Source organism: Microseira wollei NIES-4236 (assembly GCF_020521235.1).
Taxonomy (GTDB): Bacteria; Cyanobacteriota; Cyanobacteriia; order Cyanobacteriales; family Aerosakkonemataceae; genus Microseira; species Microseira wollei.
Genome location: NZ_BLAY01000026.1, coordinates 33,879 through 47,661 on the forward strand (window position 1 = coordinate 33,879; position 13,783 = coordinate 47,661).

The 13,783-nt window shown below is 43.7% G+C and carries 22 protein-coding genes; 12 read left to right on the forward strand and 10 right to left on the reverse strand.

Annotated elements, in window-relative coordinates:
- The first annotated feature begins 13 nt into the window (after nucleotides 1-13).
- From MiSe_RS10630 to MiSe_RS10655, 6 genes are all read left to right on the forward strand, one after another.
- Nucleotides 14-421 (forward strand): hypothetical protein, encoded by a 408-nt coding sequence (locus tag MiSe_RS10630; RefSeq protein WP_307731326.1) that lies wholly within the window; start codon nucleotides 14-16, stop codon nucleotides 419-421.
- Nucleotides 422-475: 54 nt separating this feature from the next.
- A complete protein-coding gene (locus MiSe_RS10635) occupies nucleotides 476-886 on the forward strand; it encodes a hypothetical protein (protein ID WP_226578575.1) in 411 nt (136 codons plus the stop codon).
- Nucleotides 861-1,031: a hypothetical protein gene (locus MiSe_RS10640; protein WP_226578577.1), complete on the forward strand. Its 171-nt coding sequence runs from the start codon at nucleotides 861-863 to the stop codon at nucleotides 1,029-1,031. The genes MiSe_RS10635 and MiSe_RS10640 overlap by 26 nt, the downstream gene beginning before the upstream one ends.
- Before the next feature lie 38 nt (nucleotides 1,032-1,069).
- Nucleotides 1,070-1,303 (forward strand): hypothetical protein, encoded by a 234-nt coding sequence (locus MiSe_RS10645; protein ID WP_226578580.1) that lies wholly within the window; start codon nucleotides 1,070-1,072, stop codon nucleotides 1,301-1,303.
- A gap of 86 nt (nucleotides 1,304-1,389) precedes the next feature.
- Entirely contained in the window at nucleotides 1,390-1,689 is a 300-nt protein-coding gene (locus tag MiSe_RS10650) for a type II toxin-antitoxin system HigB family toxin (protein ID WP_226578678.1), read from the forward strand.
- Nucleotides 1,673-2,080 (forward strand): helix-turn-helix domain-containing protein, encoded by a 408-nt coding sequence (locus tag MiSe_RS10655; RefSeq protein WP_226578583.1) that lies wholly within the window; start codon nucleotides 1,673-1,675, stop codon nucleotides 2,078-2,080. The genes MiSe_RS10650 and MiSe_RS10655 overlap by 17 nt, the downstream gene beginning before the upstream one ends.
- A gap of 148 nt (nucleotides 2,081-2,228) precedes the next feature.
- Here MiSe_RS10655 and MiSe_RS10660 read toward each other — a convergent pair whose 3' ends face one another.
- Nucleotides 2,229-2,438 (reverse strand): type II toxin-antitoxin system RelE/ParE family toxin, encoded by a 210-nt coding sequence (locus tag MiSe_RS10660; RefSeq protein ID WP_226578586.1) that lies wholly within the window; start codon nucleotides 2,436-2,438, stop codon nucleotides 2,229-2,231.
- 69 nt (nucleotides 2,439-2,507) lie between these two features.
- A complete protein-coding gene (locus MiSe_RS10665; RefSeq protein ID WP_226578589.1) occupies nucleotides 2,508-2,732 on the reverse strand; it encodes a hypothetical protein in 225 nt (74 codons plus the stop codon).
- Between the two features lie 607 nt (nucleotides 2,733-3,339).
- Between MiSe_RS10665 and MiSe_RS10670 the strand changes: the two genes are divergently transcribed.
- The 3 genes from MiSe_RS10670 to MiSe_RS52615 are packed head-to-tail and all read left to right on the forward strand — an operon-like array spanning nucleotide 3,340 to nucleotide 4,399.
- Complete coding sequence (locus tag MiSe_RS10670) at nucleotides 3,340-3,729, forward strand: helix-turn-helix domain-containing protein (protein WP_226578593.1); 390 nt, start codon at nucleotides 3,340-3,342, stop codon at nucleotides 3,727-3,729.
- A 54-nt stretch (nucleotides 3,730-3,783) separates the two neighbouring features.
- A complete protein-coding gene (locus tag MiSe_RS10675; RefSeq protein WP_226578596.1) occupies nucleotides 3,784-4,206 on the forward strand; it encodes a transposase in 423 nt (140 codons plus the stop codon).
- Nucleotides 4,207-4,258: 52 nt separating this feature from the next.
- Nucleotides 4,259-4,399: a type II toxin-antitoxin system HicB family antitoxin gene (locus tag MiSe_RS52615; protein ID WP_373872773.1), complete on the forward strand. Its 141-nt coding sequence runs from the start codon at nucleotides 4,259-4,261 to the stop codon at nucleotides 4,397-4,399.
- Nucleotides 4,400-4,574: 175 nt separating this feature from the next.
- Here the strand turns inward: MiSe_RS52615 and MiSe_RS10685 are convergent, their stop codons facing one another.
- The 8 genes from MiSe_RS10685 to MiSe_RS10720 all read right to left on the reverse strand — a co-directional run bounded on the left by MiSe_RS10685 (nucleotide 4,575) and on the right by MiSe_RS10720 (nucleotide 11,103).
- The gene (locus tag MiSe_RS10685) at nucleotides 4,575-4,802 is read right to left on the reverse strand and encodes a hypothetical protein (RefSeq protein WP_226578599.1); all 228 of its coding nucleotides are present in this window, start codon (nucleotides 4,800-4,802) and stop codon (nucleotides 4,575-4,577) included.
- Nucleotides 4,799-5,167 carry a GIY-YIG nuclease family protein gene (locus tag MiSe_RS10690; protein WP_444980483.1) on the reverse strand — a complete coding sequence of 123 codons (369 nt, stop codon included), beginning with the start codon at nucleotides 5,165-5,167 and terminating at the stop codon, nucleotides 4,799-4,801. The genes MiSe_RS10685 and MiSe_RS10690 overlap by 4 nt, the downstream gene beginning before the upstream one ends.
- 121 nt (nucleotides 5,168-5,288) lie before the next feature.
- Nucleotides 5,289-5,753, reverse strand: coding sequence for a DUF2442 domain-containing protein (locus tag MiSe_RS10695; protein WP_226578604.1), 465 nt, complete (start codon nucleotides 5,751-5,753; stop codon nucleotides 5,289-5,291).
- A 14-nt stretch (nucleotides 5,754-5,767) separates the two neighbouring features.
- Nucleotides 5,768-6,037, reverse strand: coding sequence for a DUF4160 domain-containing protein (locus MiSe_RS10700; RefSeq protein ID WP_226578607.1), 270 nt, complete (start codon nucleotides 6,035-6,037; stop codon nucleotides 5,768-5,770).
- The gene (locus MiSe_RS10705) at nucleotides 6,028-6,435 is read right to left on the reverse strand and encodes a hypothetical protein (RefSeq protein WP_226578611.1); all 408 of its coding nucleotides are present in this window, start codon (nucleotides 6,433-6,435) and stop codon (nucleotides 6,028-6,030) included. Before MiSe_RS10705 ends, MiSe_RS10700 begins: the two co-directional genes overlap by 10 nt.
- A gap of 4 nt (nucleotides 6,436-6,439) precedes the next feature.
- Nucleotides 6,440-8,617 (reverse strand): PA14 domain-containing protein, encoded by a 2,178-nt coding sequence (locus tag MiSe_RS10710; RefSeq protein WP_226578614.1) that lies wholly within the window; start codon nucleotides 8,615-8,617, stop codon nucleotides 6,440-6,442.
- A 539-nt stretch (nucleotides 8,618-9,156) separates the two neighbouring features.
- Complete coding sequence (locus MiSe_RS10715) at nucleotides 9,157-10,662, reverse strand: lectin-like protein (RefSeq protein ID WP_226578616.1); 1,506 nt, start codon at nucleotides 10,660-10,662, stop codon at nucleotides 9,157-9,159.
- A gap of 261 nt (nucleotides 10,663-10,923) precedes the next feature.
- Nucleotides 10,924-11,103: a hypothetical protein gene (locus tag MiSe_RS10720; RefSeq protein WP_226578617.1), complete on the reverse strand. Its 180-nt coding sequence runs from the start codon at nucleotides 11,101-11,103 to the stop codon at nucleotides 10,924-10,926.
- Between the two features lie 216 nt (nucleotides 11,104-11,319).
- On the opposite strand from MiSe_RS10720, the gene MiSe_RS10725 reads away from it, so the two are divergent.
- Genes MiSe_RS10725 through MiSe_RS10735 form a run of 3 tightly spaced genes read left to right on the forward strand, consistent with a single transcriptional unit; the run spans nucleotide 11,320 to nucleotide 13,696 of the window.
- Nucleotides 11,320-12,402, forward strand: coding sequence for a tetratricopeptide repeat protein (locus MiSe_RS10725; RefSeq protein ID WP_226578619.1), 1,083 nt, complete (start codon nucleotides 11,320-11,322; stop codon nucleotides 12,400-12,402).
- 25 nt (nucleotides 12,403-12,427) lie between these two features.
- On the forward strand, nucleotides 12,428-12,577 hold the full coding sequence (locus MiSe_RS10730; RefSeq protein WP_226578621.1) for a hypothetical protein: 150 nt from the start codon (nucleotides 12,428-12,430) through the stop codon (nucleotides 12,575-12,577).
- Nucleotides 12,578-12,622: 45 nt separating this feature from the next.
- The gene (locus tag MiSe_RS10735; protein ID WP_226578623.1) at nucleotides 12,623-13,696 is read left to right on the forward strand and encodes a tetratricopeptide repeat protein; all 1,074 of its coding nucleotides are present in this window, start codon (nucleotides 12,623-12,625) and stop codon (nucleotides 13,694-13,696) included.
- The last annotated feature ends 87 nt before the right edge of the window (nucleotides 13,697-13,783 follow it).

Here is a 13,783-nt window from a genome sequence, read left to right on the forward strand (position 1 = left end):
GCAAGAGTCAAGCATGAATATTCAGAGCAAGGGGATGCGATCGCTACGCGATCGCATCAACCCCAAAACTTTTGTCATTACCCTTAGACAGATCGCCAAACACCTGAAAGTGAGTCAAGAACGGATTCTCTATTGGGAAAAATGGCACAACGTCTTGTGGGTGCATATCAAAGGACTCGGCGGTTATTTCGTGAGTTACCGCAAATTAGAGCAGTGGATTGCAGCGTGTCAAACCTCGATCGGCAGCTGTCGAAACTTAGATGCGCTCAACAATCTGCGGCATTTAATCTTGCAAGAAGCAAAGCGCTATACCCAAGAAGCGCTTTCTCGACTCGAAGCCTTATGGCAGAAACGATACGCGGATTTATGCAGCCGTCAACAATTGCTGTCAAACCTAGAAATGTCAAAAGCCAGCGACTAACTTTCTCACGGCTACCGCTGGCTTCTAGTTCCCGCATAACAGGAGACTATCACCATGATAAAACTTGTCAGCGATCGCGGCGATCGCTCGGACGCCTATCAGCAAGCTTTAGATGATTTCGGCATTACGCAGCTACTATCGTGCATCAGCAACTACCGCGATCGCGACTTTGATGCTTTGAGGATGAGTTTAAAACAACAAGAACTAGAGGACATTGCTACCTTGCTAATTGAGCAGCTAAGTGCCAATCTCAAAGGCGCTGTGCTTGCCAACAACGTTTTAGTTATCAGGAATCGGGTAAAACTTCAACGTCCTTGGATGATAGTGCGGATTTTACCAGGTGCAAAAACTCACGCGATCGCTCGTTTTGTCAATCGCCAAGATGCTGACGATCGGTTGAGAGCCTTGCGGCGGTATGTGCCAAATGCAACTTTCGAGATTGTCTTCGATCTGGAGGAAAGCTGATAGTTTTTTTGAGGCGATCGCGATGAAAGGTTGGGAAGATATGCCTCCCAACCTTTCCTTGGGCGATCGCTCTCCCCATTGCCAAAAGACTTCGCCGCTACCCAATCGAGGTGATGCTCTCTCAACGCAAATCGGCTATAGTTGATGGATGCTCCGGTCATTTGATTTAGGAGATTTTAGAACATGACTATTCGTGAAGAATTGATGCGTGAAATTGAGCTAGCACCCGATGAAGTGCTGCAAGTTTTGTTGAGCATTTTGCGGTTGACGCAGGTGAATCGAGCGACACCGATTGATTCGTCGCAGGCGTCTGATTCGGTGTCGCAGAAGCATTATCCTCTGAGAGGTTTACCAATAATAGTTGCTGAAGATTTTGATGCACCGATGACGGATCTTTGGGATGCGTTGGGTTCATGATTTTACTGGATACACATGTTTGGCTATGGTTACTGCACGAGCGGCAAGATAATAGAGATGATGGCGCGATTGAAAAGGTTGGTGTGATGCGTGTCATTAGCCGAAAAACGCTGCGCGAATTCTGTGAGGAACATGCAGATGCAAGGGAAGCGCTTTATGCTTGGTATAAAGTTGCAAGCAGAGCCACATGGCAGAACTTGCTTGATGTTCAGCAGATTTATCCAAAAGCGGAGGCGGTGGGAAACTTCACAGTGTTTAATATCAAGGGAAACAGGTATCGGTTGATTGTCGATCTTGTTTATGTTTCTCAAAGAGTCTACATCAAATACGTTTTAACTCACGCAGAATATGACAAGGATGAGTGGAAAAATGACCCGTACTTTTGATGCAAAATCTTATACTGAACTATTAGTTCGGTATCAGCCGAAACCGATCGCGACAGTTGCAGAGAACGATCGCGCGATCGCTCTGGCTCAAGAGCTTGAACATCGTGAGACGCGCACGCTGGAAGAAGAGGTTTTTCTGGAACTTTTACTTGTACTGATTGAGAAATTTGAAGCAGAAAATTATCCTATTTATACACCAAATTATAGCTCGATGGTGCGACATTTAATGGATGCGAGGGATTTGGAAGAGTCTGACTTGATACCAATTTTAGGCTCGGCAACAGCAGTTTCAGAAATTTTGATGAATCAAAGACCGATTAACCATGATGAAGCCAGAAAACTAGCCGAGTTTTTTCGAGTTGAGATGGATTTATTTCTCGAAGCAGAATGAACCGATTAAACTGATGTTGAGGGCGATCGCTCAATAGAAATTGATCGGGGGCGATAAGCCTCCGGCACAGCGCAAGCTCTCGCATCTTCTTTTCATCGTAGCCGAAGTCTTTTTCCGCAATGATGGCTGTAGAGGAATAAACTTGGCTTTAATAGACATCATCATGGTTGCCAAGGTTCAGCAGTAAGATTGCGTCTTCCGAGTCTGGAGTCACGGTGAACTCGAACAAAATGCGATAACTATAATCAATTGAGGCTGACCAAATACCATCAAACTCACCAGAAAGTTTGTGGGTTTTGAGAGTGGGATGAAAGGGATCGCTTGCAAGTTGCCGGAGGGTTTCCTCGATCGCAGGCAAGCATTTGAGGGTTTTGACGAATTAGGCGTTTGTACGCTCTCAGAGATTTGGGAGTCCAAGCAATTTTTCTCAAGCATCTAACTCCTTGAGAAAATCCTCTACGGAGCCAAATTTGATCGTGCCTTGAGAAGCTTCCTGTCGCACTTCTCCAATTTCTTGAAGTAGTTGTTCTCGGCGTTTTCTTTGTAGTCGTTTGAGTAAGATTTCAACGACTAGGTTTTGTTCTTCAAGCGATAGGGATTCTACCGTATCGATCGCTTGCTGGAGTCGTGAGGTTTGTAGAGATTCGGGCATGGGTGGTGTGGAAGAATGTTAGTTCAATCATAGCGATCCGGCACGCTGCGCGTGAAGCGAAGCTATCGCTTCAAGAATCGCAGTCTTACCATACCAGCACTCACATCCGCAAAAAGAGCGATCGCACGCACTAACCATGAAGCGAAGCTGTCGCGGAGCGCGAATCACACATACATCCATCCCCACATGCGTTCGCGCGAGCGTTGCGGAGGCATATCACTCCTCTCCTAAAAAAGCGATCGCTCTTGACTATGAGAGAGCGAAAAGTTGCATTTCCCCTCAATTACTAATGCTAAACTAGCAAGTGGAGCAACTCAATTGAAAATTATGCCAATCAAGCAAGGGCATATATGCCAAGGAAAATTCGGGACTACGCCCAGTTGATTGGATTAGGGTTTGTGCAGCGGCGTGGGAAGGGGAGCCATTAAAACTGGAAGCATCCGCAACTACAACTGTTGATTACCATTGCTTTCAAAGACGGTGAAGATACACCGTTGTATTTGGAGAAATTGTTAAAACAAGCGATTCAAGAGTTATAGCGCTTCGCGCTGGGATAGTTACAATTGAGGAATTAGTACACGCTCGCTAAAAGCAAGTTCAATAAATTATGGGGATCGCATATAGTTACGATTTACGAGTCCGGGCACTTGACCTAATCTTGAGTGGAAGCTCGCTCTCTCAAGTGAGTCGTATGCTCAAGATTAGCCGTCCAACACTTTATCGGTGGCTCAAGCAGTTTGAAACCACAGGCTCAACAACTCCTCAAATACCTATTCCACCTCCTCAACCCGCCAAAATAAGAGACTGGCCTAGGTTCAAAGAATTGGTAGATAGCCACGGCTCACTAACCCAAAAAGAACTAGCCTCACTCTGGGGAAATGTCAGTCATCATACAATTAGTCGAGGATTAAAAAAGCTGGGTTACACTCGTAAAAAAAAACCTATGCCTACAAAGAGCGCTGTGAAGAAGCCCGCCATGAATTCAGAAAAAAAATAGCAATCTACGACCCACAACAGTTGATTTACATGGATGAGAGCGGAATTAACAATAATGAAACAGCAGTTTATGCGTGTGAAAAAGGAAAAAGATATCACGACACGCGACCGGGAAAACGCCGCTATCATACTCAGTATTATTGGAGCTTTATCTAAGGATAAGTTTTTTGCTCCGATGGTCTATCAGGGATATTGCACAGCCAAAGTCATTGAGACTTGGCTAGAGAAATGCCTGTTGCCGCAAGTTAAAGTCGGACAGATAATCATTATGGATAATGCTCCATTTCATAACTCTAGAAAAATTCGCGAACTGATTGAAAAAGCTGGATGTGAGTTACTATTCTTACCCAGCTACTCTCCTGACTTAAACCCGATTGAGCATTGGTGGTACAAAGTGAAGACAGCTATCAGAAAAGAGTTGCCGAAGTATGATTTTAATATTCACCAAGCTGCCGATGCTGCCTTTCAGTATTTATAAATACACCAGCGCGAAGCGCTATAGAAACAATTGCAGCAGAGGAATCAGACGAATGAATTACCGCTATAGTTTACTGATTCAATGGTCCCAAGAAGATGGACTTTATTTGGTAACGCTGCCAGAGTTTGCGAGCATTGCGATGCAGCCTTGCACTTATGGGAAAACTTATGAAGAAGCGATCGCTAATGCATAAGAAGCGATCGCCAGCTATCTTGAGTATTGCGAAGAAGAAGGTTTAGTCCCTCCCAGCCCGACTACAGTTGCGGCTTAAGTAAGGCGATCGCTCAGACCAAATCTGACTGTATTTGAGCGGGCGATCGCACTGTCATTTTGAAAGCGCGATCACACGCCGATCTCTTTTGGGAAGATTACCCCTGTTTTGAGTCTTGGAGACGTTGCGATAATAGGCAATCTTCAAAGCTGAAAGCGTCTTTGTCTAGAAAGCTGGCGATCGCCATTTCTATTACAGATTCAAGGGAACATTCCAGCTCAGCCGCTTTTTGAATTAGAGCGACTTTTACGTAGTCAGGCAAATATGGAATCAAGGAATGAATAGCTTCTGGTGGTAAGTGCTGGATATTGAGGGTTTGAGTCATTGTTCTCTAGGGATTTTAACGTTGTAGGGCGGATTTGTAGCTTGAAGGATGAGGGTTTCTAGTTCATATGATAACCCTGGTCTTTGCCATTGGTTGAGAGTAACGAAGGTAATCCTTACATCATCTGGATCGTAGCGATCGAGCCAGCCCCAAAGGAAGGCTTTGTGTCCACCCCGTAGTCTATCGCGGAGGTTTTTGGCTTTGCCGATATAGAGTAATCCCTCAATCCGATGCCGAAAGGCGTACAAACCAACTCTGGCAGGAATTGCGTCGAAGTCGCGGCTGAGAGGATGACATTGATCGAAGGGGGTAAAGGCAAGAGTATCGAGGATTTGGCGCGCTTCTTCCTGGATGGAGTTGGTCATGGAAATTTGGAGACGCAAGCAGTTTTTCCATCCTACAGCGCGATCGCACTCTACTGTTTCCAGATCCCCCTGATAACGCGATCGCACGGCTTCAAGGTGGCGCGATCGCACTCCACAATCGCTAGTCGAGCTTAGGCTTACAATCGATAAAGGATAGAGCCTCTTCATCGAGATAGCCTGCGATCGCCATTTCAATTACTGCCCACACTGGATAGTTCATTGTTTTGGCTCGCATTTCCAGTCCGGTACGAATGTGTGCGGGTAATCCTTCGAGAAAGATTTGTGCTAATTCAGGGGAGAGATGTCCGGTAATTTGACTTTGTAGGGAAGATGTGTTGTTTGCTATTTTTTCTTCGGGTTGACTGGTGAGATAAAGGGTATCAGGACTAAAATCTTGTTCGTGGGGCCATTGAATGCTGCCAAAGCTAAGTTGAACTCGTTGAAAATAGTCAATGTTTTGAAGTTCGGTGAATATCCCTTTGTCGAGATAGGGAGTGACATCAAAGCGGCGAATTTCGCCATTACTGAAGGTGAGGCGAAGTTGATAGTTTTCTATGGGTTCGACTTTGATGACTTTGGGAGACATACAATTACTCCGGATTACTGGAGAGGGTTGATTTTAAAGACTTGTTGCCCATTGACTGCCAGTTGCCAGTTCGCCATCAGTTCGTCTTGATGGATTTCGATCCAGGCTTGAACTAGCTTGAGTTTAGATTTTTGAAGTTTGCCCTCAAGGATATCTCCATTAGGGATAGCAAATACGGCTTCTTCGTCTTGATAGGTGACGTGTATGTGTGGGCATTGATGTTTTTGGTTATCAAAATAGTACATTCTGACGATGACACCATAAAACATTGAAATTACGGGCATGACGAGAGCTTTTGGGCATGAATTATACTTTCTATTTTAGGCGATCGCACTCTACTATTTCCAGATCGCCTTAAAACGCGATCGCATCCAAATCCATCCCTAAAAGCGATAATGCTACGCATCGCTTCGCGAACGCACTTCCCAGAGAAATAGAAAACATGCGATCGCGCAGCGTGCCTCCAGGCATATCGCTTGGGGTTCAGAAACCGGGTTTTTGCACAAGATTTAGGCTCAGAGGTAAAGGCGATCTGAAAAACCCGGTTTCTTGGGGCAACTAGGGAGATAAACGGGCGATCGCACTTCGGGGATGGTTGAGGAGCGATCGCTTGATTTTGGGGAAAGGCGATCGCTCCTGGAAAAGAGGAAGTGCGATCGCCTTGACATGACCTATAAAACAACTAATCAAGACCAGTAGATTGGTACATTGCGATCAACCTTGTATCCCAAGTTAGTCAATCTGTCAAAATTTCCATCCATGATAGGGTCAAAACTGCCGTGCCTCATTAAGTTTGGCTTACTGTTGTCATCAGTAAGACCTAATGTATTCCCAATTTCGTGCATTGCTACTCGAACCAGCCAGTTGTTCTTTAAAACCTCCTGAAATCTCCTTGTATTGAACTGAATGATATTGTCATAGTCAACTCCGTTTCTATCAACATCTGAATTCTCTACATCGCGAATAACAGGGTTAGTTTTTCCTACATCGTATGTGCCAGCAAACCAACCTGCCTCACCCCCATTTAATTGTTCTTTCACAACAGCGACTTTCAAAACTCCCCCTCTTGGATGATCGCTGGAAAACATATCATTGGTGATTATTCTTTCCCAGTTTTGTTCAGCCTTTAGAATTGTCTGCCACTCTTGGTCAGTAAAACCATTTAGGCGAACAAGTTGGATGTCGATATCTGGATTACCAGGCTTTTCCCAAGAAAGGTCGAAATTCGCTAAACCGCCATGTTCATAGTAATTGAACGCTAGATCGTACCGACCAGCAGGTAGCGCTTTCGTTATTTCTGTAAAACCGTAAGCTTGTGTCCACTGATTCGGAACTGTGATGTCAAACCACTCACCTGTGCTGTGATTTTTAGCACGGATTTGGAATCCATCATCACCTCTTACTCGAAACTTATAGGGACTACCGTCAAAATCAGCCCAGGTGTATGCGCCAATCGCAAAATTGTTATGGGGTAGACGATTCCCATCTCGATTAGGTGCGCCATCTCCCCAGTCAAAATTGATGCCTTTTTTGCCATCGCTGCGGGTATTAGATCCCAAATTAATCACACCAATAGCATTCTGGTTGTTCATTTCCCCGTTCCAGAAATTGATAGGGGGCTGATTACCTTGGCTGCCATTCCAATTGAAAACAGTGGCTTTCCATTGCTGCGATTCATTCACTGAATCTTGGAATTTAGTAGCAGGGGTAATGTTAAAGTTTATAGCTGCACCAACACCCCGCTCGTAGTATTCAATCGCGATCGGAAAGTTACTACCGTTCGAGTAGAAATAGCCAGAATTGGTTACAAATGGCTGATCGACCCATTTATCGACTACTGTTTGATTGCCAATACGTACCCTGATGCCATCATCGGCTTGAGTTGTAATTTTGTACAGACCTGGAGCTAGATAACGCTGAGTCGTCATACGAGCAGAGAAATTGTCAGTGGGTATATTAAGACTAGGAGAGTTATTACCCCAGTTGCGAGAAAAACCTCGGCTACCATCTCCTAAGTTCTCAAAAAAGACGGGTTTGTCTGTTAAGTTTATATTGCTAAAATATTCACCCCGCCAGTTGTTTGCAGGAATAAGGATAACTTGACCAGTACCGTTATTCCGCCAGTCTATAAAGCCTTTCTCAAAATTCTGCTGCCAATTTCCGTTCCCAATATGGACTTCTTCACCAGTAGGCAAACCTAACTGACTATTTTGACCGCCTATATTGAGGTAATATTTGCCAAGGCTACCGCGTACAGAAAAAGTTCCATTTGATGAGTGGAAAATAGCACCTCTTTGGAAGTCTTGTCGCCATTTACCAGGTGCAAACTGAACTTCATTACCAGTAGATTCCCCTAAGTCACGGGCAATATTAGGATTACTGTAATAGAAGGATCCAATGCTACCTTGGATTGGAGACCTACTCATTTCTAAGAAATAATTTTGCCCGTTAAAAGCAACCGTTGCGGTATCATCTTCAGCTTTTAACCCCAGAAGTTCACCCGTACTTATCGTTTGACCTTGCAAGAGTCTCGCAAAAATATCTCCTTCATCTCCTGTTGCATCCGAGATATTTATCTTCGAGTCTATATAATGCCCTGTTTCTTCTAGCAGCACACTTGTAATCGCACCTGGATTACCAGCATTTTCTGCTACAAATTCACTGGATAAATAAATTCTATTGGTAGCTTTGTCAAAAGCACCATTTGCTCCATTAATTGCAGCAGATGGAACAATCTCTATGGATGGGAGTTCGGTAAAATTGGCTTTCGCAAACTTTTGAACGATATCGTTAGCTACCTTAGTATCGAAGTTGTCGCCAAAAGCTAAATTCATCTTGGCATTGTAATCTGGATCGGTTGCCAAACCAGTGAGAGAATCGTGAGCCGAGCGCAGAGCTTGCTGTAATATGGGAGGAAGTTGGCGATCGCTATCTGTTCCCTGAGACAACACTATTCCCGTGAGAGAATCTACCGAGTTGTCAACACTGTTGCTAGTGTCTTCTATCTGCGATCCAAATGAGTCGTCACTCATTATCAAACGGTCTTCAATTCCTGGTACTATCAGCGCAGTATTAATCAGTTCGTGACTCGTACCACCCGTTAGCAAGTTTTTAACTGCCGACTGAGAAATGATTCCGCCTGTTGGTTCTACGTTACCAAGCAAACCAATCTGGTAAGGATTGGCAAGTGGGTTCAAAGGGTAGTTGGATTCCGATCCGAAAGACTCTAACATGGTTTTCTCCGTGTAAAAGTTTGGCTTGCTTATGCAAGTTTGTTGGAATGAGGTTGAGGCTAATATGCGGGTGCGGTAGCTTTTTTGGCAATTTTTATGGTTGAACGCCAAAAATAGCTAATTTTTTAGGCTTTTGTCTCTGAAAAATTGTGTGGAACGCTGGTAACTTTTCAGATTGTTTTTTGTTGGCGTTTCAGGCGCAAACTAATGCCCAAAGCACCAATTGCAAATACACCTAATTCAGAAGAAGACTCTGGTACTGATTTCGGTTCTAGTTCAAGTTCCGGTAGGTGAAAAGTGAGAGTGCGGGTTTCGCCTTTGGCAAGAAATCCTGAAAATAAAGTTCCAATTGTTGAGTTGCCTATGGCAATATTCGCTTCATCATCGAGGCCAAACAGATCGAGTTTATAGTCACCTGACGGCAGATTGGGTATGTAAAACTGCTCTGCCCAACCGTCTCCACTGTAAAACGCATCAGGGATTTCATTAACGAGTCCTAGTTCTGCGGTGTAGCCAAACCTGCGTCCAAGTGAATCAGTCAAAATGAAATCAACTGGATCTAATAGACTATGCAAATAATTCCCAGGATTGGAAAAGGAGTTTGGTGAGATAACCGCCCAGTACATAATTTGAGGCGTGAGAGTCGGGATACTCACATTTAGATAGGGAATGTAAATAAATTCCTGATACCAGGGAATGAACCCTTGACCTCCCCGATGACCAACTGATTCGGCAGCCCACTCTATGAGTCCGACACAAGTAAAGTTGTTATCCAACCACCCTTTTTGCTTAAATGGTAAGAAATTACCCTGAAGCATTCCAGGCAGAGTCAGGTATTGATACCCTGCGCTGCGAACTTTGGAGTTTATCTTATCAGCCATCTTATTGGCGAGGTCATAAGAAATAGGTATTTCCAATGTATTTGATGATGGAAATGCTCGAAATACGCCCCGACTGCGTTCTTTCTGAACACCATTAACATTATCAACAGGCTCATATTTTCGGCTTTCTGGATTCCAGTAGAGTCCTTCAGTAGTTGGCTTGGTTGATTCATAGACGTAGCCATTGAAATACAGTCCGACATGATCCCAACCCGGTAGTAGCACACCTCCAACTTCTTGGAATAACAGAGAAGCTTTTGAACCATTTGTCGGAACAGTAAGTCCTTCAAATTCAACAATGCCGCGTATGGAGTCGGAATTAAAGCCACCGGGGTTAGTGCCAATGCCTAATACATCGTTCCATTTACCAGGTGCTGCCCAATTCATGACAACAAAATCTTCATTATAGTAAGCATTATTTGGCTCTCCAGGCCACCAATTTGTATATTGAGGGCGCTGACCGTTATTCACCCATCTGAAATCACCTTCTTTAGCAAAATCGCTCAATCCAATCCAAAAAAGTTCTTTTCCTCCGAAGTTTTTTACAAGCCAGTTTTGCTCAGCAGCATCATTGATTGTGACAAGATTTCCGCTGGATCTGTTAGCCGCATATTGAGTGCGGTGCCAGTTACTCAAAAAAGGGCCATTAGCTGCGGGATCTATGAAAAAATATTTATGTCTATTTACAGAGTTGTAATGTATTGGCTGCTTTATATTACTTTGAGCTTGAGCCGGAATCCCTGTTTCCATTGTGAAAAGCATTGCTCCGATTGCAGCCATTGATAACTTTTTCATAACAGACATACAATTGATTTATCCTCCAAATAATCAGATGCTATTTAGTAGAATTAAATGGCGATCGCGCCCTCTTCCCAAATCACAAGGGGGTTAAAGTCTAAATCATCAAAAGCCGGATTTTAGGGAAATTTACTATTTACTTTCTTTCATCATTCATATAACTCACACATACAATTCAACTTGATTCAGCTTAATTAGATATCTCTGGATACCCGACTTTTTGGAAAAGTCGGGTTTAGGTAGAGCTGTTGCTGGAATTTACAATATATCTCCGCTACAACTTGGCACATTAGAATAATTGCTCGCACCACCCAGAGAACTTTCAAGAGTTACTTCGGCTCCACTTAAAGTGCAGTAAAGGTCAAATGCAGCAGCACCATCAAGGGAGCCTGAATAAGCTTGCGTGCCGCAAAGATTGCCAATATCAAAGGTAGACATCTAAATATCCTAAAGATTGAACTTAGTCTCGATATTAAGATCGCATCTTCCAAAAAATCAAGGGGATATGAACTTTTTTTGTTCAGCTCAAAAAGTTCAAAAAGTTCAAAAAGTTCATAATTTACCGAAGTCCAAAAATAAAATTCATAAAAAATTTAGTTGAGCTTGCTCGTTTCACGGTATACTCAAAGGAAAAATATGAAACTGAGATGAACAATGGATGCAGACGAGATGTCGCCGTTAGTGGCGTTGGCGGAAAATTTAGTCTACAAACGCACAGGACGACCGTTGGAAGCGGTTGAAAAACACATACTCACGGAAATTTTGAGCGGAAATCAACTCAAGAGCATCAAGTTTCCTGGCTATGAAAAAAACACCATAGAACGGGGTATTGCTCCCAAGTTATGGAAACTACTGTCAGAAGTAACAGGGAAAAAAGTCACGGCAAAAAAGGTCATATCAGTCCTCCAAGAACTACAGAAAGAGCATTTGCAGGAGCAAAGGACTGCACAGGTGCGATCGCAACAGAATCCACACACACAACAAGAGTGCGATCGCTGTGTCACACCCGCGATTGTAGAGCGCGATCGCACCAACGAACAGCAAACATCATCCGCACCCAATACATCCACCTGGCACAATTTCATCAACTCGCTCAAACCTGGAGTGCCGCTGTTGCTTTCAGCCGCATTTATTGGCTGTGGATTTGGTCTATCTTGGTTAGCAAATTGGTACGGGGTAACAAATCATTTAGCAGGTGAATTGCCTAAAGCGCAAGCAGGCTACAATTGGGCGCTAAAATTAAATCCAGGGTCGCCATCGGGTCATTATAATTTGGGAAACCTTTACGAAGACCAACAAAATTATCAGGCAGCTAACGAACAATATTCAAAAGCCATGCGAGATGATTTTGTTGCTGCTTCAGCTTATAACAACAAAGCTCGTTTGTATATTATTCAGGATAAAAATCCTACTGCTGCTTTCGATTTGCTGCAAAAAGCTTTACCGCTAGCTAAAGACAAGATTGTCAAGTCGGATATTCATAAAAATATGGGTTGGGTGTTGCTAAAACAACGTCGCTACTCTGAAGCAGAAGCACATTTGCGAACTGCGATAGAATTAACGCGATCGCGCGCTTCTAGTTATTGTTTGCTGGCTCAAATTTTAGATCGTCGAGGAGATAAAAAAGCTGCGTTGGTGCAATGGCAACAATGTCTCGGATATGCTTCGATGTATAACAAAGATGAAGCAATTTGGATCGGGATGGCACGACAACGGATAAATAATGTTAAAAATTAATGTTTTGAGTAAGAGGCGGAGCCTCATGATTATCGTTCCCAGGTTGAACCTGGGAACGAGATCTAATAATGCACCAGCCGCCGTCACCCTGAAGGGTGCGGCTATACAAACTTGCGTCCGCCAAAGCGGACTGAAGAATTTGATTAGCCTGCTTTGGCAGGCTTTGTTTGTGTAGTCCTACCCTTCGAGGGTAGGTGCTTTTACCAGAGGTGTAATGTTGATGAAAAACCGCGTAGCGATCGCATTCATCATAGCCACAATCCTATCCGCTGTAAATTGGCAGTTAGCAATTGCACAATCTAATTTCAATGATTCGCCAATTGGCAAAATTGTTGAAGCTAGCGGCGAAGTTTTGTTGCAACGTCGGGGAAGGTCGCAATTTCATCGCACCAGCGTTGGAACAAACTTATATTCAGGAGATTTACTCAAATTAAATAGAGGCATTCGAGCGATTGTTTTTTGTTACGAAAATCGCCAATCTTGGCGCGTTCCTGAAGGCATTTCTGGTGCAGGAAATGGTTGTCCTCCCACATCGCAAGCTATCTTTACACCAAGCGGCCCAATTGGCCCGACGCGCAGTTCAAGTTATCCTATTCCTGATATTATCAGTCCGCGCCGAACAGCAATATTAAATAACAAACCTACATTCCGCTGGTATCCGGTAGCAGGCGCAACCAGCTATATTGTGCGAGTCAGCGGTACGGGGGTAAACTGGGAGCAGGAAGTTAGCACGACAGAGATTGTATATGCAAGCGATCGCGCGCTGCAACCTGGTGGAATTTATTCCCTCTCTGTGAAAGCAAATAACAGTCCAGTTGTAGCGCAAGAAGTATTTACCTTGGTCAAACTAGAAGATGCACAGCGCATTTTAACAGACATAGAAGCTGTGAATCGTCAAGATTTACCAGATGAAGGAAAAATTTTAATCTTGGTGGAAATTTACCTCAAAAATAAACTGATTGCCGAAGCAACAGACAAGTTAGAAGATTTAGTTAAACGGGGAACTAAAACAGCAGCATTTTACTACACTTTGGGTGAATTATACGGACAGATAGGACTAATTAATTTAGCCCTAAATCGCTACTTGCAGGCAATTGAACTAGGGAAAACTGCCAACGATATCGAGGCACAAGCACAAGCAAAAACTCGTTTAGCGGCATTTTACAGCGCCATGGGTAATTTTAAGGAAGCTATCAATTGGTTAACTCAAGCCAAAACGGAATACGAAACTTTAGGAGAGCAACAACAAATTAACGAAATCGAGCAACAATTACAGAAGTTAAAAAATCAATAAACCTCTTGTTATGTCCAACAGTCCGCCAGGGATTCAAATCCCTGGCTAATAGCGAAAGTCCGTTAAAACGGACTGATAGCAAATCCG

Coding starts and splice junctions, on each gene's coding strand:
- MiSe_RS10630 (WP_307731326.1), top strand. CDS start 14: ATGAATATTCAGAGCAAGGGGATGCGATCGCTACGCGATCGCATCAAC.
- MiSe_RS10665 (WP_226578589.1), bottom strand. CDS start 2,732: ATGCCCGAATCTCTACAAACCTCACGACTCCAGCAAGCGATCGATACG.
- MiSe_RS10655 (WP_226578583.1), top strand. CDS start 1,673: ATGACCCGTACTTTTGATGCAAAATCTTATACTGAACTATTAGTTCGG.
- MiSe_RS10675 (WP_226578596.1), top strand. CDS start 3,784: ATGAAACAGCAGTTTATGCGTGTGAAAAAGGAAAAAGATATCACGACA.
- MiSe_RS10735 (WP_226578623.1), top strand. CDS start 12,623: ATGAAAAACCGCGTAGCGATCGCATTCATCATAGCCACAATCCTATCC.
- MiSe_RS10720 (WP_226578617.1), bottom strand. CDS start 11,103: ATGTCTACCTTTGATATTGGCAATCTTTGCGGCACGCAAGCTTATTCA.
- MiSe_RS52615 (WP_373872773.1), top strand. CDS start 4,259: ATGAATTACCGCTATAGTTTACTGATTCAATGGTCCCAAGAAGATGGA.
- MiSe_RS10645 (WP_226578580.1), top strand. CDS start 1,070: ATGACTATTCGTGAAGAATTGATGCGTGAAATTGAGCTAGCACCCGAT.
- MiSe_RS10650 (WP_226578678.1), top strand. CDS start 1,390: ATGCGTGTCATTAGCCGAAAAACGCTGCGCGAATTCTGTGAGGAACAT.
- MiSe_RS10635 (WP_226578575.1), top strand. CDS start 476: ATGATAAAACTTGTCAGCGATCGCGGCGATCGCTCGGACGCCTATCAG.
- MiSe_RS10685 (WP_226578599.1), bottom strand. CDS start 4,802: ATGACTCAAACCCTCAATATCCAGCACTTACCACCAGAAGCTATTCAT.
- MiSe_RS10670 (WP_226578593.1), top strand. CDS start 3,340: ATGGGGATCGCATATAGTTACGATTTACGAGTCCGGGCACTTGACCTA.
- MiSe_RS10715 (WP_226578616.1), bottom strand. CDS start 10,662: ATGAAAAAGTTATCAATGGCTGCAATCGGAGCAATGCTTTTCACAATG.
- MiSe_RS10700 (WP_226578607.1), bottom strand. CDS start 6,037: ATGCCCGTAATTTCAATGTTTTATGGTGTCATCGTCAGAATGTACTAT.
- MiSe_RS10730 (WP_226578621.1), top strand. CDS start 12,428: ATGATTATCGTTCCCAGGTTGAACCTGGGAACGAGATCTAATAATGCA.
- MiSe_RS10690 (WP_444980483.1), bottom strand. CDS start 5,167: ATGACCAACTCCATCCAGGAAGAAGCGCGCCAAATCCTCGATACTCTT.
- MiSe_RS10695 (WP_226578604.1), bottom strand. CDS start 5,753: ATGTCTCCCAAAGTCATCAAAGTCGAACCCATAGAAAACTATCAACTT.
- MiSe_RS10725 (WP_226578619.1), top strand. CDS start 11,320: ATGGATGCAGACGAGATGTCGCCGTTAGTGGCGTTGGCGGAAAATTTA.